Genomic DNA, 20,465 nt, shown 5'->3' on the forward strand with positions numbered 1-20,465 from the left:
CTTCAGGCCACCTGCTTCACCCAGGCTCTTTCATCGTTCCAACGCTAACAACTTGCCACAACCCCTGGAGAGACTGATCAAAGCCCGGACCACCAGTGGATATGAGACGGAGCCCACGCCCCAGGAGTGCTGGGCTCTGACCGGAGCGCAGTCATACGCGTGGAAGTCAGGACCCCGTGACTTGACATACCAAATTCAGTCGGTCGGTGCGTGTGTTCTGGTGCTAGGCTCGCCCGCGTGACGCACCCGGCCCCCCTTGCCGCCCTGACCCGTCTGTCCCTGCCGGGACGGTACGTTCTGCTGGTCTCCGGCCTGAGTCTCTATGGTCTGAGTCTGCGCCTGATGCTTGACGCCCGGGTGGGTGTGGCGCCCTGGGAAGCCTTTCACCTGGGCCTGACCCGTCACTTCCCACTCAGCATCGGCCTCGTGAGCGTCCTGACCGGCCTGTTGATCGTGGTGTTCACGGCGGTGCGCCTGCGGCAGCCGATCGGCCCTGGCACCGGCCTCAATGTGGTTTTGATCGGCGTGTTTCTCGATCTTCTGGGGCCAGTCGTCCCGGACCCCGTGACCCTGGCCGGGCGCTGGATTCAGTTTCTGCTGGGTGTGCTGCTGCTGGGTCTGGCGACTGGCACCTATGTCGCCGCTGGCCTGGGCGCTGGGCCGCGTGACGGCCTGATCTTGGGTCTGAGCCGGACCACTGGCTGGCCGGTGGCGCACGTCCGCACGAGCATAGAATTGGTCATCCTGGCCCTGGGCTGGGGACTGGGCGGACTGGTCGGGTGGGGAACGCTGGTCTTTGCACTGGCGAGTGGCCCAGCTATGGCGCTGGGTTTGGCGTTGTATGGGCGCCGGAACCCTCCGCAAGTGGTCCAAGGAGTTGCTGACCCCCGACGCGAATGAGAGTCTCAACTGACGCTAGCCAGGCTTGAAAGCCTTCGCCCGACGGCAGGTGATTCACGTCATCTTGTTGTGCCTGACGAATCAACAGCTTCAGAAACTGGACTTACGGCACCAACGCCAGAAAGGCTTTGGAGCGCAGGAGCGTGAGGGGATGCTCGGGCGTCTGTGCCCACACTGTCTGGGCGTCTTGACGCTGAAACGCAGCTCTCGCTTCTGCTCACGCCAGGGGCCACATGACTTACCGTACCGCAACCCCATTAAAGGGCAGGAGGGATGGCTTTTCCTTGACAATCTGACTCAGTTCTGATGACAAGTGGCGTTGTTGCGCGCACAGGGTTTGGATTTCTGGTGTCGCTGAGCATCCTCGTAGAAACCGCTGCATTGAGCACGATGGACACGAGCCGCCAGTTGGCAGCTTACGCCGGTGTGTCTCCATCACCGCATCAGTCTGGGTCGCTCAATCGACGTGGACGCATCTCGAAGATCGGAAATCCTCGTCTACGACGCGTGGTGTATCTGGCCGCTGTGGCGGCCACTCGCACCAAGACGAAGGAGAAGGCGTTTTACCAACGCCTTCGGGAGCAGGGCAAGCCCGGGAAAGTCGCGGTCACTGCACTGGCGCGGAAATGACTCTGTGTCGGATTCGCTGTGGTGAAGTCTGGCATCCCCTATGACCCCTTGTTTGTCAGGTCGGCGAACGAGGCTTGACGAGTCCAGCGGAAAACAATATCTACAATTTTGCGCCAATCGTGTACTGAGGCCTTTTTGGCCCGTGTTGGCATTTTTTGGTGTGCAGAAAACCTTGCTTGCAAGGGAAATTGAACATTTTAGGGATGAGGTGCCGTTCCTGAAAGGGTATCCGACATATATGCAGTGAAGTCGCAACAGAGGCTTTTGTTTCGCTGAGACATGTTTTTTGTCAGTGGCGCCTCGTCGCTGACACATACCCCCATTCAGGGCATGCCCTTCACCTTCCAGCCGAACACCTGGCGTCAGGCGAGGAAGCCGGTCTGTCCAGGCACCGCGTGACCTTGGGGTAGCGGCCGGGCCTTACGCTGGGGTGTGACTTCAGAAGCACCGCAAGATACGCTTCGCCGCCTGGACGTCAGTGTCCTGCCACTGGCCCGGTTCAGGCCATTGGCGACGTCTCAGCTCATCAAGGTGGAGCAGGCTGCTGCGGCGCAGGGGGATCAGGCATTGGCTGACGCGGCCAGGCTGCTGAGTCACGCGGTGAATCTTCACCTGCGTGAGGAGGAGCGCGACCAGCCCTTCGGGCCAGCTCAGGTGTTCCTGGGTGTTCCGCTCTTCGAGCAGACCATGCTCACCTCCGAAACCGGTGTGCGCCTGACCTCAGCTGCCACTGAACTGTTGGCGGCGGCAGCGCACCACACCGAACACCCAGCGTTGCAAGCCCGAGCTGCGGATCTGTTGTGGACCTTCGGGCGTGACTTCCAGGCCGGTTCAGTCGCCGTCACCCAGTATGTTGCCTGGGCGCAGGCGGTGGTGGGCGAGGACTGGATGGGGGCAGTAGACGCTTTGACCCGGGCACACACGATCGCGCCCGCCCTGGGGCGCCGGCAACCCGCCGTGGAGACCGTGCGAAACGCCGTGGTCCGTCACTTGGACAACCCAGCACTGGGCCAAACCTGGGCTGCGGAGCGTCTAATGGGCCTGCTGCTACGGGACGGCGACCAGGCACCGGCCTGGGCTGAACTGGCCACGCAGTATGCGCAGGCGGCGGCGGACAGCAGCGCGTGGTTCCTCGCCAACCGGTATTGGCAAATGGCCGCAGCCTGGCACCGCAAAGCAGGTCAGCCAGACGAAAGCGGGCGCGCCTTGGTGCAGGCCGCCGAAACGCACGTTCGCGAGGGCGAGCAAGTGTTCGAGCGAACCGGCCGACATCTGGATATGGTGCCTCACCTGGAACAGGCCATCCATCAGTTACGGGGGGTGCCGGGCACCCGGCCCCGAGTCTTCGCGTTGCGGCGCGAGCTGCTGACGCACCAGGAATACTCTGTGGACGAGCTGACCCGGCGAGAATATGCAGTTCCAGTCAACCACCGCCTGCTGGATGAGGTTGGCACGGTGCTCCGTGGTCAACCTTTGAAGGGCGCTCTGTACCGTCTCGGCACACTGAGTTGGGAGGAACCCGTCCAGAAGCTCAGAGACGACGCTGAGGCCGCCGTGCGGCAATTCGTAGTCCTTCACTCAATCCCCCAGCGTCAGATCAACGCGGAGGGGCGAACGGTGGTGACGTCCGGAGCAGGAGAGTCGCGGGTGGAACAGGAGATGTTCACGCAGCAAACCCTGAACTACACCGTGACGGCGCTCCCTGTGATTCAGGCTGCCCGCCTGGCCCTGCTTGAGGAACACGATGTCCGCACGGAGGATCTGCTCCCCATCCTGCAGGCCTGCCCTATCGTCCAGCCAGATCACCTCCGCTCGATCTGCACCGGCTTGATTGATGGGCTGTATGGCAATTTTCTCGCCGCGGCTCACACCTTGGTGCCTCAACTGGAGCATGCGCTGCGGGAACTGGTGGATCTCATGGGCGGGCTCACCTCCCGCGTGGATGCGGACGGCACGCAAGACGCGGTGGATCTGGGCACCTTGCTGCGTCCCGGAGATCAGGCGACGCTGCTTGAAGACGCTCTAGGCCCCGATTTCCTTTTCCAGCTTCGCGGGTTCCTGGTTGAGCGCCATGGGGCCAATTTCCGGAATAAGATCGCCCACGGACTGGCTGGGGACAGGGAGGTGCACACCTATGGGCAGGTCGCCTGGCACCTGATGTGGCAGGTGGTGACGGGGTTGGCAGCGGCCGATAGTGAGGCGGGGCCAGCGACGGTCTGACGGATGCGCCTGGTGCTGAACAGGTTTGGGCGTCATGGTGTTACGACAGCAGGTCGGTGCAAGTCGCTTCAAGGCAGGCTAAGAGAGGTAGAGGGTGACGCTGGTGGCTCAGGTTTGCATCAGCCCCGAAAAACGCAACGTTACCCGACTGATTCGTCCTCTGCCCGTAGACTGCGGCCATGCCACGCGCCTCCACTGACCGCGAGCCGTATGCCTACATTGATCAGCTCCGCAGGCAACTGGAAGACGGCACGATGTCGGCGCTGGAGTTGCTGGCTTTCTTCAAGAGTCACACGCCTTGGCAGACGGCGGCGTGGAAGCGGCGCCGAGCGGAACTCATTGGTGACTCGTGCGGATCCTGCGGTTCGACCGAGCCGCCCATGGTGCTGCAGCACACCTGGCATCCTCGACTATTCGGGGAGTGTCGCACAGAAGTGCAGCGGACGCTGCTGCCCCCACTGTTGCCCGCATACCTTGAGGTACATCCGCGCCCCCCAGCATCCCCGCCCTTCGATCCCAGGACGGCGCCACCTCAGCCGTTCGAGGTCCGGCAGGCCTGCCCGAAGTGCCAGAGCGTGAACATCCGGCAACGCAAGGATGGCATCTGGTCGTGCAACTACAAGAGCGTGAAGTACGGTTCCCCTCGCGTCGTCTGCGGTCACACGTTCCAGCAGCCCGTCACGGTGGAGTACCGCCGATTTGACGACGCGGCCTGGCTGACCAAGCAGGCCGCAGTTTACGAACGCGAGGCCCAGGAACCGGGGCGCGCCTGGTGGTTTGCGTTCGTGAATCTTCACTGGGCGGAGATTGAAAAGCAGGGTGCACTGCTGGTCTTGGAAGATCACCGCCGGTATGTGTCACTGCGTGCCGAGGACGTGGTAACCCGCTGCAAGCGATGCGCGTACCGGGAAGACCGGGCGTTCCGTACTGGGTACGCCAATGGCCTGCAGGCGGAACGTCATCGGGAGGTGCTGGTGGAGCTGGAGCAGGGGCGTCTGGGCGCGACCGAGCCGTCTTAAGCAGGCGCTTGTTGGCAGATAGAATTTTCATTGTGACTGCTCAGCGGGGGACCTGGACTTAGCGGAGCAGGTAGAGTAGGGGCATCTCCCTGACTACCCTTCAAAACGTGGCATGAGTGTACTCAAGGTGCGCCAGGATGCACCGGACGGATGCAGCAGGAGATCTTGGAGATGATCAAGTCCGAGTCGAAACACGGACACCGCACGGTGTCCGTGCTTCTTCGCTTTGGTGGCCGTTCGCCTCGCCACCAATTCACCCGTGACGCACGCCCAGATGAAGGCGGCACTGACGACCGTCAGGAGCGTGGAGACTCGTTCGGCGCGAGTCAGACCCGTATCCTCCAGATTGAAGCCTCTGGTTTTCAACGCGGCGTGGAGGTTCTCTGCCTGCCAACGCTGGGCATACCGACGCATGTTCGGCAGGGCGTGCCCTCGATACGCCAGGTAGAGCATTTCTCCAGCTGCATTTTTTGTGGCGGCCACACGGAGATTCACGCCGTAGACGCGAGTCTGGCGGTGCCAGACCCTGACCTCACCCACTTGGAGGTTCTTGAAGACGGCCCAGACCGGCATGCCGTGCGCGCCAATCGTGGCGCGGGCCGGGAGACGAATGCAGGGCGCAATCCCGTGCTGATCGAGGAACCCAAACCAATATTGCCCGATGAATTCACGATCTGCCAGCAGGCACCAGATCTCCCGGTCTGGACACAGCTTCAGGAAGCGCTCCACGAGCGCTTCCCGTGTAGCGGAGTGACTGGCCCCGCCATGCGGGAGCAGGGTCCACATCAGGGGCAAACTGAAGCCGTTCCACACCGCAGAGAGCAAGAGAATATTGACGTTCTGCTGGCCGAGTTTCCAGTTGGTTCGGTCAAGAATAAGGTCGACTGGGCCGGGCGGGAGGAAGGACAGGGCGAATCGGGGAAACAGCGCCTCAGGAAATGGAAACTGAACGAACCGGCAGAGCCGCTGATACCGCGTCGTCAACGTGCCTGGAAGTGAAACATGCGTTTTCAGGCTGTATAGAACGACTGTCCGCGCCTGAATGACCGCCAGGATCAGGACCGTGAAGACGACGAGGCGGCGAGCGTCCAACGGAAAGGCAGACCGCAAGGCGGTCTGCAAGGTATCGTGATGTGGTCGGCTCCCAGGGATTTTCATTACAGAAACACCGTACAGGAGCCGACTTTCTGTTGCCTATAGTGCGTTTTGAAGGGTGGTCAGGACGAGCGCGCCGGCGTTGACGATCAGATTGCCGGACCGGTGTGTTCTGCGGTCAAGCACGATGGAATTGAAGGCGTCGCCGGTGGGTTCAACGCCGACATGCTGCAGGACGGCGTCGTCACCTAGACCTTCGAGGGCCAGGCCATACATGAAGGGTTTGGGCATGGACTGCACCGTGAACAGCGTGGCCGAAAACAGCTATGGCGGGTCAAGAGTTTTATCTTAGCGTTCCGCATTCCGAGTCAGAAACCTCACATAAGCGAATGGTGTTGACGGAGACCCGCTACAGTCCTTCTATGACGGCGCCAAGTGTTCTGAGCCACTGGAGCAGCGGTCAGTATGCTCTGGGCTTAAGGCATTACGAGGCCCTGCGTTCTCCATCCCCAGTGGATGAACGGTGGGCTGGATACTGTCACCTCGCGTTGGGGCAAATCTTTGAGGCGAGGCTCTGTCTGAACCGGGCCGCGCATCAGGGGCTCACCAGTGCCCGGATCGGTCTGGCCCAGCTGCATATGCTTGAAGGTCAGTTTAGTCTTGCGGCCGAAGTCCTCGGCCGCGTGGATCACGCTGAACTCGACGGTCTGGACTGGATTTTGTTGCACCGTGCTCAAGGCACCCTCGCTCACCATCATGGCCGGCTGGTCGAAGCAACCGAGCATCTGGAACGTGCCTGGAATGCGGCTCATAGCCTGATCCATTTGCCAGGTGTGGTCTGTGCCGTGGCTCATCACCTGGCGGGTCTCTACGCTATCCGGGGACGAGACCAGCGGGCGGCACCTTATCTCCATTACGCACTCAAGCATGACCACACGGCGCGCCGCCCTTATCTGCTGGGCCTGCAAGCCCTCACTGCCGCCTACCAAGGCGAGTACGCGCAGGCACACCGCTACATCCGCGCCGCCATCAAACTCGTCGACAGTTTTCCCAGTGCTTACCCCACATTACAGTACGAGCTTGGGGTCATTTCCCGGCTATGCGGCACCCTCTCAGAAGCGCGCCGCGCCTTTGAACAGGCGTCTATCCTTGCGGGCGAGATGGGTGATCTAGAAACCCAGTGGTATGCCGAACTCGGGCTGATGAGTTTGGATCTGGAAGAGGGCCGGAGGCGCGAGGCCAGCCAGCATCTGGCGCAGTTGCGGCAGCTGGGCGCAACTGAGGTCATGCAGGCCCACTTGACCTTGCGATGCGAGGCACTTAGGACGACCAGTGATCCAGCAGCGCTGACTGAAGTGGCCACCTTTTTTCAGACGCGCGAGTACTTGAGGGAAGCCAGTTGGGCTTGGCTCCGCGCGGCTGAGGCGTACTTTCAACATGAAGACGGCCCTGGCGCGGCACACTGCCTCTCTGAAGTCGCTGCGCTTGTGTATATCCTGGGCTCGGTCGCGTCGCTCCAGACAGAGTTGCGGACCCTTCCCCTCACTGCTGCGCACCTCAGCGCGGGCCAGGGGCCAGACACTCTAAACGCCCTAATGGGTGCGCTGCCGTCTGCGCTTGAGGTGGCTCGCCCTCTTTACCTGAGCACCCTGGGCCCACCACGCCTACTGCAAGGGATACAAGAGATCAAGCCGGTGATGAGACGCTCTCTGGAACTCCTGTGCTTTCTTCTGGATCATCCAAACACGTCACTCCGGACTATTCAGACGAAGTTCTTCCCGGACACGCCGCCGCGTCAAGCCAAAAGCTACTTCCACCAAGTGCGTGATGACCTGAAACGGGTGGCTGGTCTCGAAATCGCTTACTGCCTGGCAACAAAAACATACGCTGTACAGCTGGACTCCATCGCCCTAACTTGGGACGTTCAGCATCTTAGGGCAGCGCTGCAGGCTGCTGAGGATAATTACGACGATGATTTGAAAGCGTTGCTTGAATACGCTCCGTCGCCTTTTTTGGAAGGCGCCGATGGGCTTTGGGCGACGGAGGAGCGGACACACCTAACCAACCGACTTCTCCGACTTGGGTTCTCGCGGCTCGGCCCTTGGTTCACACAAGGGAAATTTGACCAATGTCTAAGCCTGGCCAGTCATTTGCAGCAGCTCGACCCGTTCAATGATGCACTCAACGAATTCCTGATCCGGGCCACCCTGAAAGTCAACGGTTTCCACGCGGGCCGGAGCATGATCCGTGAACTGCGCGAAACCTACCAACGTGAGTTGGCCCTTGAACCCTCTTTCCTCACCAGGCTAGATCAACAGCTCAATTACAACTGAAGCTGGGCCATCTATTCTTGCCCCCAATCTCCTGACTTCAATGGGTTGAGCCCATGTCTTACCTCACTCACGAGACAAAAGGCCGCTTGAGCGGTGCTCACCGGCTTGTCCTCTGAGCAAGCGTCCTGAGGCGTCCTGCGGCCCGGCGCCTTACGTTCTATGGATTTTTGGGAGAAGCCGCCCTCAAATACAGACCACACGCCCAACTGTCTCGACCAGGACGGCGCAGCGCCAGTTTTGTGCGCCCGTAGGACGAGTAGGCACTAGGGTGCTCCAGGCCAACGGTCAAGGAGGCTTTCCTATGATTGCCACGCTTACCAAACCAATCGTATGCCTCGTTCTTTGTCTTGGGCTAAGCACCGCTGCTGCAGATCCAGTCACCATCGTCGGACTGAGTACCACACCGGCCCCGCCGCCAATCACAATTCGGCCCTGAGCGCCCCCACGTGTCATAGAACGCGTGATTCCGCTGAACCTACAACGTGATGTACCGCCGTCCCTGTGAGGCTTCATGACCAACTACAGTGCAGCGTTTACCCGTGCCACCCACCGGTCCCAGAAACATTACGAGCGCACCGCGAACATCATCCCTGCAGGCGCAACACGCAGCCTCAACTCCTGGGCCCCTTACCCGGTTTACTTGGCGGAGGCCCAGGGCAACCAAGTCACCGATATTGATGGCAACACGTATACCGACTTTCTCGGCAATTACACGGCGCTGGTCCACGGCCATCAGCATCCTCTCACCATGACCCACATGCACGAGCAGTTGACATGCGGGCTCTCCCTAAATTTCGCTACCGTCCGTGAGGCCGACCTGGCTCAGCGGATCGTGGACCGGTTGGCCTCCGTTGAGATGCTCCGGTTTACCGGCTCAGGCACAGAGGCCGTCATGTTTGCGACGCGCCTGGCACGCCTGACTAACGGGCGCCGGCTCATCGCCAAGATGGAGGGTGGCTTTCACGGCACCCACGACACCGTTTCCGTCAGTGTCCGCCCCCCTGCCGCGCAGGCGGGTGACGTCCATGCGCCGCACGGCGTGCCGGAAAGTGAAGCTCTATCGGCCGCCCTCACGGGAGAGACGATCATCCTGCCGTTTAATCATGAACGCGCGTGTGCCGCCATTCTGGATCAGCGGCACCAAGACATTGCCGGCATCATCGTTGAACCCATGCTGGGGGTGGGGGGAATGATTCCCCCGCGCCCTGGTTTTCTGGAGATGCTCCGCGAAAAATGCGACGCTTACGGCATCGTTCTGATTTTCGATGAGGTGATTACCCTGCGGCTGGGGTACGGCGGGGGTCAAGCTTACTTTGGCGTACAACCTGACCTCACCACCATGGGCAAAATCATCGGTGGCGGCATGCCCATCGGTGCGGTCGGTGGGAAGCGGGCCATCATGCACCTCCTGGAACCTCAGGGGGGAGCCGACGTGTACTCCGCGAAGACTGGGGGGCCAAAGCTCTATCAGGGAGGCACGTTCACTGGACATCCACTGTCGATGGCGGCCGGCATCGGGACGCTGGACGGGCTGACGGCAGATCATATTCAGGGGATCAATCGGCTGGGAGACGACCTGCGGGCTGAACTGAACCGCGAAGCGCAGGCCGCCGGGCTGCCTATGCGGGTCACGGGCAGCGGCTCTCTCCTGCACATCCATCTGAGCCGCGTGCCCATTGAGACGTACCGGGACACCTGGCAGGTGGACAACCAGAAGCAGCAGCGTTTCTTCCTGGGCATGTTGGAGCGCCAGCACCTGATCGCACAGCGTGGCATGGTGTGCCTGTCCACCACGATGAATCCATCGGATCTGACGTCGTTTCTCGACGCCACCCTCGAAACCGCGCGCGCGCTGGCATAAGGGACATCACATGACGCAAGACACAAGCCTGTTCTACATGGATGAGTACACCCCCTACATCGACATCCACGGCACGTATGTGCAGTTCGCTCAGCAGCATCTCCAGACGGGTGCCGACCAATCCGATCTGTATGCCCGTTTTCCACAGGAGAAGTGGCAGGCCCTTGCGGATGCCGGCTTCTGGCAGACCTTGGTGCCGGACGGGTTTGGAGGCAGGGGTACGGATTACCGGGCGTTTTTCGCATCGTTCGAAGGCCTGTCCAGCCAGTGCCATGATTTTGGCCTGCTGCTCTCCATCATCGCGCATGCCGGGCTCATCCAGGTGCTGGTTGATCACGGCACTTTCGAACAAAAACAAAAGTATCTGCCACTTCTGATGGGGGGCGGGGTGGGCAGCACCGCCGCGACCGAGCCTCAGGGCGGCTCCCATATATCCGCCGTGAAAACGCGCGCAGCGCAATCTGGCGACGCGACGTACCTCTTGTCAGGCGAGAAGTGCTACATCACCAATGCCCCGATTGCGGATGTCATGCTGATTGTGGGTCGCCTGGCGGGCCTGGAGCCAAGGGACATCACCCTGTTCGTGGTGGGTCGGGATCAGGCCGGCGTTCGGCGTGGCAATCAGGATGACCTGCTGGGCCAGCGGAGCAGCCCTACAGGCCCGATCTACTTGGACGGGGTTGAAATTACGCCGGCACATATTGTGGGCCAGCCCGGTGAAGGGCTCGAAACGCTGTACAACTTTCTCGCATTTGACCGGTTGATGTACGCTATCGCTGTCAGTGGGTACCTAAAACCCTTCATTGGAGACGCCATTGCCTATGCCCAGGACCGCACCGCGTTTGGGCAACCCCTGATTTCACACGGCTTTATTCAGGACAAGATCGTGCAGATGGTCATGACGCAGGAAATCTCAGCGTCCCTGGCGGAGCAGGCCGCTACTCATTTCTGTGACCGCAGCATGCGCGCTCAGTATTACGCCTCTATGGCCAAACTGTACTGCGCGGAAAACTTGGTGACCTCTGCCCTGGAACTGATTCAACTGTTCGGTCATAAGGGCTATCAGAAGGGGTCTCGGTATGAGCGGTTGCTGCGCGACGCGGTGGCACTCCGGATTGCGGGGGGAACCTCAGAGATGCAGAAGAAGAATGTGGTGAAGTTTGCGGCCATGTTTCACCGGCAGTCCGCCGGGAGCGCGTGATGCGGCCGGGTGAACAGCACACCCAGTCGTTCGTGGTGCGGCCTCAGGATTGCGCCCACGAGTGGGGAAATAAGGGCCTTATGGTTCTCTCCACACCTGCCCTGATTGGTCACATGGAAAGCGCCTGTGTGTCCGCCTTGCAAACGGCCCTTTCTGAGGGCACCATGACGGTGGGAGCAGCGGTGCAGATGCGCCACCTGGCCAAAGCGGATGTGAATGACCTGTTCACGGTCACGGTGAAACTGCTTGAAGTGGACGGTCGGAAATACCAGTTTCAGTTTGAAGCGCATCGCGGAAACACTGTTCTGGGTAATGGTAGTCACCTGCGTATTCAAATTGCTCAGCCAGCTCCGGTGGGAGCCCCATGACAGCGGTGCACCTTTCGGGGTATGGCCATTTTGTTCCTGAGCGTGTGGTGGACAACGCGGAGATCGTGCAGACGCTGGACATTGACGAAGCGTGGATTGATGAGCGTGCAGGGGTGCTGCAACGGCGGCACGCTCATGCGAGTGAAGCTACCTCTGACCTGGCGCTGCACGCAGCCCGCCTGGCAGTGCACCGGGCGCACCTGCAACCAAATGATCTTGACCTCGTCATCGTGGCCACCTTGACGCCGGACCACACCCAGCCGGCCACAGCCGCAATTGTTCAGTCGAAGTTACAGGCGCAAAGGGCGATGGCCCTGGACATGAATGCCGCCTGTTCAGGGTTCCTGTACGCGCTGGAGTTCGGCCGTGCCTGGCTGGCTGGCGCGCCGGGTCGCCGCCACGCCCTAGTGATAGGGGCGGACGTGTATTCGCGAATTCTGGATCCCACGTGCCGCCGGACCTATCCCCTGTTCGGAGATGGGGCTGGGGCGGTGGTGCTGAGTGTGGACGCCAAGAAAACCGATCAGGTGGGGCCCGCCATCGGCGTGGGTAAGCCCGGCACGGACCATTGGGTGATGGTGCCGTACGGTGGGAGCCGAGCGAATGGAGCGGCCCCTCAACCGGGCGCTGAGTTCTTTAAGATGCAGGGCCGCGACGTCAAGGATTTTGTACTATCCGCCTTTCCCCAATTGCTGCAGTGGGCTGCGGCGTCGATTGGGACGTCCAGTCAAGACTTGGATTTTATTGTTTGCCATCAGGGCAATTACCGGATGTTGGAAGACGCCCGCACACAATTGGGAATTCCGCAGGAGAAAATGCTGTATTCCGTACGAGAATTTGGTAATACAGGTTCTGCCTCTATACCTCTGACGCTGAGTGTGGCCTTGTCTGAAGGGACCCTTCGTCCCGGCGACACTGTCGGTCTGATCGCCTTTGGCGGCGGCATGAGTTGCGGCGCGTCAGGACTAACGATCTAAACGACTGCGGACCAGGGCATGCTGGCTGTGGCATGAAGTGTGGGTCAGTCCCATTAAAACACCTGACGTTCACTGCAGTCGGCATGCACTGGGAGAGTCATGACAGAACGCAAGTCCCTTCAAGCTGGTATCGCGCCGGCCGTGGCGTCAACGGTGGCTTTCGCCGTCCTGCCTATCCTCATCAGCCAACTGCTGGCCTTAGGCTTCTCTTCGTACCAGGTCATGACCCTGCGCTTCACCCTTGCCGTGCCGCTGAGTCTTCTGTATTTGCTTATGGCTCAGCGCCGTATCCTTCGTGAATGGCGGGGGTGTCTCACAGGCCGCACCATTGCCTTGGGCGTCCTGTTTTTCCTGACCGCCCTGTTTATGACGATTGGTCTCGAGTCGTTGGATCCCGCCATCGGCAACGTCATCTTTTACACCTTCCCTTTTCTGGTGTTGCTGATTGAGGTGGTGCGGGGCTTTCAACGATTCTCCTGGGCGCTGCTGTGCTCCATGGTGCTGATTTTTGTGGGCATTGTTGTGCTGAACTCGCCGCAGGGCGATGTGGCATTTCAGGTGGGTATTTTGTGGTGTCTGGGCTCTGCAGCCACCTTTACTGCTTATCTCCTACTCAACCGCCAACAGGAGACCAGTCAGTTTGACGCTATGGTCAGCATTCCCTTCTGGTGTGCGGCGCTATCGGTGCTGACCACAGTTCTTTCTCCAGCGTCCTGGCCAGCCTGCAGCGCGGCGTGTCTCTGGCAAGTGGTAGGCCTGGCGACCGTCCCTACCATCGTGGCGCTCCATCTGGTCAATGTTTCGCTGCGAACGATTACAGCCTCAAGTTTTTCAGTGATCAGTTCTACTGAGCCCCTATTTGTCCTGTTGCTCAGTCTCATCATCAGTCGTCAACTTCTTGCCCTGCATGAGGTGGCCGCTTTTGCGATGATTACCATTGGTTCCGTCGTGGCGACCGTGTCCGCCTTACGCCCAGCACCAGGCGAAAACACTTGACGGCCTGTACCGAAAACGTGACATACATAAAATATCTACAGCGGTCACTGAAGTTGCTAGGGTTTCGTGGAGGATGAGTTAGGGCTGACTACCAGTCAAAACTGGGCATGAGAATGTGCGTGATGGGTGGAGCAAAAGATCTTGGAGATGATCGAGACTTAGTCGGAACACGGACACCGTGCGGTGTCCGTGCTTCTTCCGTCTTACGGGCTGCTTGGCGGCCAGGATCTGGCCTGTGACGCAGGCCCAGATGAAAGCAGCTGACACACAGGTGAGCAAGGTCGAGACACGTTCTGCCTGCGTCAGCCCCGTATCCTCCAAGTTGAAGCCTCTGGTTTTGAGGGCTGAGTGCAAGTTTTCTGCTTGCCAGCGCAGTGCAGAGCGGCGCAGATTGACAGAAGCGTGGCCACAGTAGGCCAGGTACAGGATTTCGCCAGCCGCATTCTTGGTGGCGCACAGGTACAACGACACGCCGTAGACGACCATCCGGCGGTGCCAGCGGCGAATCTCGCCGGTCTGGAGCTTTTTGAAGCAGACCCGCCCAGACCGGCAGTTTGCCGGTCCCGATGGTGGCGGTGGCCGGCAGGTGAATACAGGGCGCAATGCCGTGCTCGTCTAAAAACGTGAACCACGATTTGCCGATGAACTTCCGGTCTGCCAACAGGCTCCGAATAGATCGGTCTGAGCAACACTGAGGGAACCGAGTCAGGAGCGCTTCGCGCACCTGTTGCGAACTGTTGCCGCCATGAGGGAGCAACGCCCACATCAGCGGCAGACTGAAGCTCTCCCAGACCGCAGACAGGGGAATATTGATGTCCTGCTGGCCCAGCTTCCAGTTGGTACGGTCCAGGATCAGGTGCAGCTCGTCGTCTGGGAGGAAGGACAGCGGGAAGCGGCCGAAGAATTGGTCTGGGAACTCGAGCCACAACCGCTGGTACCGCGTATCGAGTGAACCGGGCAACGGCATATGGGTCTTCAAGGTGTACAGGACGACGCTGCGCGCCTGCATCATGGCGAGGATCAGCGCAGCCAGCACTTCAAGACGACGGGACCGCAGCGCGGTCTGCAAGCCCTCGTGAGTGTGTCGGCTCTTGGGTGGTTTCATCGCAGAAACACCGTACAGGAGCCGGCTTTCTGCGACCCGTCACGCGTTTTGAAGAGTAGTCAGGGCATCTCCACCTTACTCAGGGGGACGTGCCAGCCCGCGCTCACACCCAAGAACACGGGTGCAGGGTCCGCGCCCTGCGGACTGGGGCCGGCGCGCGACGGGACAGCAGCTGCAGTGCAGCACTCAGAACCTGGTGGTGAGTCAGCAGCGGTCGGGCGTACGTGACGGGAATACCCTACGGGTCCAAAATCTCCAGCAGTAGCTGGCGCGAGGGTTGGGGACGGGTCAGCACGCGTCTGAGGGCAGCGCCCCCAAAGCCTCCCAGGAGACCCGGCGGTCAGGGTGGTGCGCCTGTTCAGGATCGAACGAATGAAGGTCCCCCTGATCATGCAGGGAACGCGGAATCTAGAGCACGGCGCTGAGCGCCTCAATCACCATGGCGGCTGCGTGGCCTCATGCGGGCGTTTCGCATGCTCAGTTGAGGTTGCCTGGGACCCTGATGGGTCAAGGTCCCAGGCACGCCGCAGATGGCGCGCGCTGGGCTCACCCTCGCACCTGATCGCGGCCCTGCCTTTTAGGTTTATGCAGGAGACGGGGGATCAGAACCTGGGGTACGTGGAATGGGGTGGCCTGAGGTACTGGGCCATGTTGGACCTAGATGCAGGTGTGAAGTAAGAACAGAAACTTGCTCTAATAGTCCATCCGGTGAGTCTTGACACTGGATGTGAGCTACAAAAGCAAATGAGCTGGTCTCGCCTCGAAAACAGCATTGGGCGGATGAACCACTAAGAAAAAAATGCTGAACGAAGAGTGGCTGGGGCATGACGCGGAATGGACGTCGCGGCACGATCATCTGCTGGCGCGTCCATTTTCATGCGTGGTGATAGCGGCCAATTGAGAGCCACATCAATGCGGTCGACTTTGCGCCGGTTATGCCTTCAGGCCACGTTGCCTACGACGGCTCCAGCCGTTCAAACCGTATCTCGGTGTTGCGATGCAGCAGAGGCAGCAGCGAAGGCTGACGCCAGGGCAAGATCGTGATGCCCCAAGGTGTCTCAACTTTATAACGGAGTTGACTGGCCTGCTGTGTCGCGTGCGCAATGTCGTCGCCCAGTGTGCGCAGCTCCTCAATTAATCCTGGTCTTGCCTGTTGCTGCCGCAATCTTTCTTCTGCGCGTATGAAAAATGGAAGGCCATGAGCTTGATAGGCTACGATCAAAGCGCATAAAAACAGATCATATGAAAGATGCTGACGCACTTGAATATGCGTCAATAAGAGGATGGCCGCTTGAGCAACCTCCTCTTCCTCATAGGACAGCAACAAGGCGATGCACGCCGCCTTGGCCGCGTCCAGTAATCTTCCTTCCTCCATATCAAGTGTGAGCTTGAGCTGCCAAACTTCTGGATTCAGTGCGTGGAGTCGGACTGCGCGCTTAAAACGCTCCGGAGCCTTGATGGGAGCATTCAGAACTTGAGCTGCGCGTCCAGGTTGTGCATCCTGTCTCTGGACGCCGTACCCTACGATTTCCTGTGCCGCGAATTGAATGAGAAGGGCCTCTTCGCCTACCGACTCACATTGCCTAGCCGCCTCACGGGTCAAGTTGAGCGCGTCGGCGAATTGTCCAGCGAAGAACGCTGCCTTGGCGGCGAACAGCAAAATCTCATACGCATGGTCTGCCACCATGGGCACACGGGTGACTAAACGGTACGCTTCCTGATAGCTGGCATAAGCCGCCTGGTATTTCCCGAGTTGAGCTTCTAGATTGCCTCGGTCCATCCACCAGGAATAGCGCTCGACATACTTCGGCGCTACGCTGCCGCACAAGTCAAGTGCCACCAGCGCCTCCGTCGCCCTCCCCATCCAGCGGAGACTGCTTGCCAAGTTGTACATGGCGGGCCCGATCATCTGAGAGGACTCTGGGTGTGATCTTGCCAAGGCGGCATACGTGCGGTTCAAGGCAATCAGCCGGTCAAGGATTTCAGGCTCTAAGGCCTTCGCTCCAAGCAGGAATGACACGAGTTGTTGCGCGGCGTCTCCATCCTTCTTTGCTAAGCGCAGTTCAGCCTGTTGCATGACCTCTGATTGGTCAAGGTGAGTTATAAGCCACCGCATATCATCGTCGGGCACAACGCTCTCCAAGAAACTGCTGTGTCCAACCAAATGCAGTGCCAGGCGAGCAGCAGCCACATGTAGGCCCAGCTTCAGCAGGATGTCCGCCAGCATCGCGATGAGATCAAAAGGCAGCCGCGACCTGGGGTAATCCTGTGCTGTGGGCAGAGGCCACCGGGTGGAAATAATGCCGCCGAATGACGTCACGATGTCCTTGCGGGAGACGTGAAAGGTCGCGTTTGCGCCGCGCCGCACAAAGTACACCGGCGTGATCATTTCGCACGCCTCGACAAATGTTTGCGTGAGTTCGTTGGCATCGGCTGCGGTGTCCGCTACGGTAAGATTCACTGAAATTGGCAACCGGACGTTTTGGAAATTGAGTTGTTTGATCAAGTCAAGTTGCTGCTTGAATGTCAGTAATGAAGAGGCGCAAAGGACATCGTCAGCGTGCCAATGGAGTGTGACCGTCTGCTGTTCGCTCTCCGCCTCCCAAATTTCAGCAAAGTTCCGAATCCAGCGGTAATACAAAGTTTGGTTAGCAGCCACGTATCGAATGATGCAGACAGGTATGTCAATGTCAATCCAGTAGCGGATGGTCTCGAGGGGCACAGCGAGTCGCAAGGCTTTGTCCAAGTCCTGCTCGTCTGTGGCCTTAAGTTGTGCGAGACAGATTTTGCCAGTCGCATGATCACCCTGAAAGATTTCGATCCGTCCATCAATGCCGTAATCGTTGTCGAACTGCTCAAACAACCAATTATGGTGATTGAGAATCGACTGAAGTGCCACAATCGATTCCTGTTCAAGTTGGTGAGCGCGCGGACGCTTCGGCATAATAATTCATCTTATAATATAGTTGTAGGGAAAAGGGAGCTGAAGTCCACAGTTGATATCTGAAATACAGTGACGAAAGAGAATATCTTTGCAAGTCACAAGCTCTTGAATCTGCTGGCCCGTCTGATGTTCCTCAAAGGGCTTCAGCTTTTCTTCCGATCTGCCAGCCCCTGTGCCAGTTGTACTGCTCGCTTCAGATTGGTCTGGCCGACCTGGTTGCTGTACCCAGCACTGTCGGTCGTATGCGTCTTATCGCGTAATGAGGCGCGGCGGAGGTCGCCGGGCGGGTAGTAGCGAATCCCAGCTTTAGTACAGGCCTTGTGGAGAGCGGCGCGGAGGTCCCGTTCAAGCTTGTACGGCAGGACAGGGACGTCCTTTTTCACGAAGACGCCCCCGTGGGCTTTGTGATGCGCCTGGAGTGCCTGTAACGCCACGTCGCTGAGGCGGGTGAGGGCGTGTGGCCGGAGGATCTCCCCTGTCCTTAAATCGAATGCAGTCCAGTGGAAATCCAAGAGTTCTCTGACCTTAAAAGCGTGTTCGTCGATCAGGACCAGGGCGGTGTGCAGGGCGGTGTCTTTTCGTGTGGTCTTGTGTAGCTTGTCAATCTCTTCCCGACTGATCTCTGGGGCATCCGCACGTTCGCCGGGGGGGCGACGTAACCCTTCCAATGGGCTGCGTTCAAGCACCCCGGCTTGCATCGCTTGCTTATAGATATTGGCGAGGAGCGAGAGGCGTAAGCGGATGGTGTTGGGTTTGGCGGGTGGGCCGATGTGGGTGGGACGAGCGGCCTCTAACAACCACGCATGGAAGTCAGGGGGCGGGGCGAGGAAACTGACCTTGTCTTGGATAGCTTGGGTAAAAATCAGAGTCAGGAGGGTGAAGGCGTTGTTGGGGGGCACAGGGAGCTGGTCTTTGACCAAGGGGAGCAACTCGTCTAATCGGGCTTCTTCGAGGGCGGTGGCGAACTTGGTTTTGCGTTCGTCGTGGTCCATAGACCAAGGATACTGAATAATGAATGTTAATAGACACAAGTGTACTATCTCACTCCCAGCCATCTCCCCTTTCTCCCCATCCCACACTCGCTTTTCCCTTTCCCGTATCCTACCCTCTTCCCCGCCCGATCACCCCCAGGTCAGTCACAGTTTCTCCATGGCTCCAACCTCTGCTCCCGCGCTGGCTCAAGCTTCTGAAACCCCTCAAAACGACCCCCCCTGGCTGTGTGGCAAGCCAGGACCACACCACACCCGGACGACCCTCCACGCCCCCACCCGAGATGCTGCCGCCCTCACCTACGCCCGCCGCACGTATCAGTCCGCCACCGTGCAGCACACTCACCAAGGCTGGTCCGACGTCACCGTCCCCGAATTTGAGTGGGACCACACCCCCTGCACCTTCGTGCAGCACTTCCGCGTCGCACGAGCGCCCACTCAAGCGCATCGAGGCGTAGACGAGGGCGCGGCCCGGCGCGCCCTCATGGCCCTGCACCCCGCCGGCTGGGCCGTCCCCGAAATCAACATCACCGCGGCCGACGGCTGCGCCGGCCGCGCGGACCTGTTCGTGCTCCCAGACGACAGCGGCAGCATCGGGTACGAGATCAAGACCGACAGAGACAGTTTGAGCCGGCTTACGTCTCAGATCAGGCTGTACGACCATTGCTTTGCACGGCGGGTGTTGGCCACCACCCCGCGCCACCTGAAGGCCGCAGGCCAGCTGCTGCCCCAGGCCTGGGGCCTGGTTGTGCTGGACCCAGTGACGCACGAGGTCCTGGAACAGCACCGTGCCCCGCAGGCCCAAGAGCGTGATCTGGCCAGCCAGCTCCTCGTGCTGGAGGAACTACGCGTGGGGGAACTGAATGCGCTGCTCAGAGAAATCGGTGTGACTCGCACGAACAACTTGCTCAATGCCCAGCGCTGGGCCGTACTGGAGGCCCACTACAGCATCCCCACGTTGCGCGAGCTGTGCTTTCGTACCCTTGCCACTCGTACAGGCAGGCGCGTGATAGCCAAGCGGTTGGAATCGGTGGACTGCCGAATGAAGTCCACCTTCAGCGGAGGGTAAGAGCCACGCTGTCGGCCTGTGCCGCCAGCAAGGCTGTCCGCTCTGGACTTCTGCGGCTCAGGAGGTCATGAGCCCGCTCGGCGACGGGTCGGCCCTGATTCAAGTTTAGTTCTGTGCGTTCCTCATGCGCACTCCAGGCAAGTTTGCCCAATTCAATCGGCAGGATGGTGCCTTGGCGTCCTAGACTCCGACCATCCGGGGCAAAGCGCAACTCGGGTACCAGGTCGACCCAGGCGCGCTGACGCTTAACCTGCGTGATTTGGGCCAGGACACCATCGAGGAGAAGGCCGAAGTCGGGAAGCCAGAGCCAGACCCATTCCCCGACTTGCCAGCCTTGCCCTCGCAACAGTCGAGGTGCGAGGAGTGGATGAATCTCATGTGGTGGCCGCCGCTTGCCGGTCAGCTCTATTTGGCGCAGCTGCGTTGTGGAGTACGGCTCCGAGAGCAAGACGCCACCCCAGGTGACCCGTACCGTCTGCGTCTCCCGCACGGACGACAGGCTATGGACCCCTTGCACACGCACCAAGCCTGGGTACGTCTGGTCGAGGGGCGGACGAAACACGACGAGGTCACCCGGCTGGAGGATCAACGGCATGCGTGAGGCCATGAAGCATTGTAGGCATCACGAGCCTGGTCTTAGCCTGCAGGGGTTGTGGACCACTCTCCCCTCTCACGTCACGCCCGGTGGTGACACCTTGACACTCGTGAGGCACCACCTTTCCCCGTTGATCGTGGGCACCCTCGTGCTCGCTCCTGAC

15 protein-coding genes and 1 pseudogene are annotated in these 20,465 nt (G+C 59.8%); 11 read left to right on the plus strand and 5 right to left on the minus strand.

The window, feature by feature from the left end:
• Nucleotides 1–237: 237 nt before the first annotated feature.
• From GO986_RS21005 to GO986_RS21020, 4 genes are all read left to right on the plus strand, one after another.
• Nucleotides 238–900 (plus strand): YczE/YyaS/YitT family protein, encoded by a 663-nt coding sequence (locus GO986_RS21005; protein WP_369409518.1) that lies wholly within the window; start codon nucleotides 238–240, stop codon nucleotides 898–900.
• 306 nt (nucleotides 901–1,206) lie between these two features.
• Nucleotides 1,207–1,530: a transposase gene (locus GO986_RS23545; protein WP_157461477.1), complete on the plus strand. Its 324-nt coding sequence runs from the start codon at nucleotides 1,207–1,209 to the stop codon at nucleotides 1,528–1,530.
• 432 nt (nucleotides 1,531–1,962) lie between these two features.
• Nucleotides 1,963–3,750, plus strand: coding sequence for a DUF7380 domain-containing protein (locus tag GO986_RS23550; RefSeq protein WP_157461478.1), 1,788 nt, complete (start codon nucleotides 1,963–1,965; stop codon nucleotides 3,748–3,750).
• A gap of 179 nt (nucleotides 3,751–3,929) precedes the next feature.
• Entirely contained in the window at nucleotides 3,930–4,769 is an 840-nt protein-coding gene (locus GO986_RS21020; protein WP_157461479.1) for a hypothetical protein, read from the plus strand.
• Nucleotides 4,770–4,862: 93 nt separating this feature from the next.
• Here GO986_RS21020 and GO986_RS21025 read toward each other — a convergent pair whose 3' ends face one another.
• On the minus strand, nucleotides 4,863–5,927 hold the full coding sequence (locus tag GO986_RS21025) for an IS4 family transposase (RefSeq protein WP_157461480.1): 1,065 nt from the start codon (nucleotides 5,925–5,927) through the stop codon (nucleotides 4,863–4,865).
• A gap of 36 nt (nucleotides 5,928–5,963) precedes the next feature.
• Nucleotides 5,964–6,164, minus strand: a complete 201-nt coding sequence (locus tag GO986_RS21030; RefSeq protein ID WP_369409519.1) for a glutaminase — start codon at nucleotides 6,162–6,164, stop codon at nucleotides 5,964–5,966.
• 122 nt (nucleotides 6,165–6,286) lie between these two features.
• Between GO986_RS21030 and GO986_RS21035 the strand changes: the two genes are divergently transcribed.
• The 6 genes from GO986_RS21035 to GO986_RS21060 all read left to right on the plus strand — a co-directional run bounded on the left by GO986_RS21035 (nucleotide 6,287) and on the right by GO986_RS21060 (nucleotide 13,600).
• Nucleotides 6,287–8,197 carry an AfsR/SARP family transcriptional regulator gene (locus GO986_RS21035; RefSeq protein WP_198170883.1) on the plus strand — a complete coding sequence of 637 codons (1,911 nt, stop codon included), beginning with the start codon at nucleotides 6,287–6,289 and terminating at the stop codon, nucleotides 8,195–8,197.
• Nucleotides 8,198–8,708: 511 nt separating this feature from the next.
• Nucleotides 8,709–10,058, plus strand: a complete 1,350-nt coding sequence (locus tag GO986_RS21040) for an aspartate aminotransferase family protein (RefSeq protein ID WP_157461483.1) — start codon at nucleotides 8,709–8,711, stop codon at nucleotides 10,056–10,058.
• A 10-nt stretch (nucleotides 10,059–10,068) separates the two neighbouring features.
• Nucleotides 10,069–11,259 carry an acyl-CoA dehydrogenase family protein gene (locus GO986_RS21045; RefSeq protein WP_157461484.1) on the plus strand — a complete coding sequence of 397 codons (1,191 nt, stop codon included), beginning with the start codon at nucleotides 10,069–10,071 and terminating at the stop codon, nucleotides 11,257–11,259.
• Complete coding sequence (locus tag GO986_RS21050; protein ID WP_157461485.1) at nucleotides 11,259–11,627, plus strand: thioesterase family protein; 369 nt, start codon at nucleotides 11,259–11,261, stop codon at nucleotides 11,625–11,627. Before GO986_RS21045 ends, GO986_RS21050 begins: the two co-directional genes overlap by 1 nt.
• A complete protein-coding gene (locus tag GO986_RS21055; RefSeq protein ID WP_157461486.1) occupies nucleotides 11,624–12,604 on the plus strand; it encodes a 3-oxoacyl-ACP synthase III family protein in 981 nt (326 codons plus the stop codon). Before GO986_RS21050 ends, GO986_RS21055 begins: the two co-directional genes overlap by 4 nt.
• 99 nt (nucleotides 12,605–12,703) lie before the next feature.
• A complete protein-coding gene (locus GO986_RS21060; RefSeq protein WP_157461487.1) occupies nucleotides 12,704–13,600 on the plus strand; it encodes a DMT family transporter in 897 nt (298 codons plus the stop codon).
• Nucleotides 13,601–13,688: 88 nt separating this feature from the next.
• On the opposite strand, the pseudogene GO986_RS21065 reads toward GO986_RS21060, so the two are convergent.
• From GO986_RS21065 to GO986_RS21075, 3 genes and pseudogenes are all read right to left on the minus strand, one after another.
• A pseudogene (locus GO986_RS21065) lies at nucleotides 13,689–14,705 on the minus strand (IS4 family transposase).
• A 955-nt stretch (nucleotides 14,706–15,660) separates the two neighbouring features.
• Nucleotides 15,661–17,649 (minus strand): DUF4365 domain-containing protein, encoded by a 1,989-nt coding sequence (locus GO986_RS21070; RefSeq protein WP_157461488.1) that lies wholly within the window; start codon nucleotides 17,647–17,649, stop codon nucleotides 15,661–15,663.
• A gap of 143 nt (nucleotides 17,650–17,792) precedes the next feature.
• A complete protein-coding gene (locus tag GO986_RS21075) occupies nucleotides 17,793–18,641 on the minus strand; it encodes a site-specific integrase (protein WP_157461489.1) in 849 nt (282 codons plus the stop codon).
• Nucleotides 18,642–19,122: 481 nt separating this feature from the next.
• Between GO986_RS21075 and GO986_RS22700 the strand changes: the two genes are divergently transcribed.
• Nucleotides 19,123–19,707 (plus strand): sce7726 family protein, encoded by a 585-nt coding sequence (locus GO986_RS22700; protein ID WP_198170885.1) that lies wholly within the window; start codon nucleotides 19,123–19,125, stop codon nucleotides 19,705–19,707.
• The last annotated feature ends 758 nt before the right edge of the window (nucleotides 19,708–20,465 follow it).

Source organism: Deinococcus arboris, from assembly GCF_009755355.1.
Lineage (GTDB): Bacteria > Deinococcota > Deinococci > Deinococcales > Deinococcaceae > Deinococcus > Deinococcus betulae.

Excerpts from the sequence above, each read along its gene's own strand:
- GO986_RS22700 (WP_198170885.1), top strand. The coding sequence starts at position 19,123 with ATGGCCCTGCACCCCGCCGGCTGGGCCGTCCCCGAAATCAACATCACC.
- GO986_RS21070 (WP_157461488.1), bottom strand. The coding sequence starts at position 17,649 with ATGCCGAAGCGTCCGCGCGCTCACCAACTTGAACAGGAATCGATTGTG.
- GO986_RS21050 (WP_157461485.1), top strand. The coding sequence starts at position 11,259 with ATGCGGCCGGGTGAACAGCACACCCAGTCGTTCGTGGTGCGGCCTCAG.
- GO986_RS21060 (WP_157461487.1), top strand. The coding sequence starts at position 12,704 with ATGACAGAACGCAAGTCCCTTCAAGCTGGTATCGCGCCGGCCGTGGCG.
- GO986_RS21020 (WP_157461479.1), top strand. The coding sequence starts at position 3,930 with ATGCCACGCGCCTCCACTGACCGCGAGCCGTATGCCTACATTGATCAG.
- GO986_RS21040 (WP_157461483.1), top strand. The coding sequence starts at position 8,709 with ATGACCAACTACAGTGCAGCGTTTACCCGTGCCACCCACCGGTCCCAG.
- GO986_RS21055 (WP_157461486.1), top strand. The coding sequence starts at position 11,624 with ATGACAGCGGTGCACCTTTCGGGGTATGGCCATTTTGTTCCTGAGCGT.
- GO986_RS21045 (WP_157461484.1), top strand. The coding sequence starts at position 10,069 with ATGACGCAAGACACAAGCCTGTTCTACATGGATGAGTACACCCCCTAC.
- GO986_RS23545 (WP_157461477.1), top strand. The coding sequence starts at position 1,207 with ATGACAAGTGGCGTTGTTGCGCGCACAGGGTTTGGATTTCTGGTGTCG.
- GO986_RS21075 (WP_157461489.1), bottom strand. The coding sequence starts at position 18,641 with ATGGACCACGACGAACGCAAAACCAAGTTCGCCACCGCCCTCGAAGAA.
- GO986_RS21025 (WP_157461480.1), bottom strand. The coding sequence starts at position 5,927 with ATGAAAATCCCTGGGAGCCGACCACATCACGATACCTTGCAGACCGCC.
- GO986_RS21035 (WP_198170883.1), top strand. The coding sequence starts at position 6,287 with ATGACGGCGCCAAGTGTTCTGAGCCACTGGAGCAGCGGTCAGTATGCT.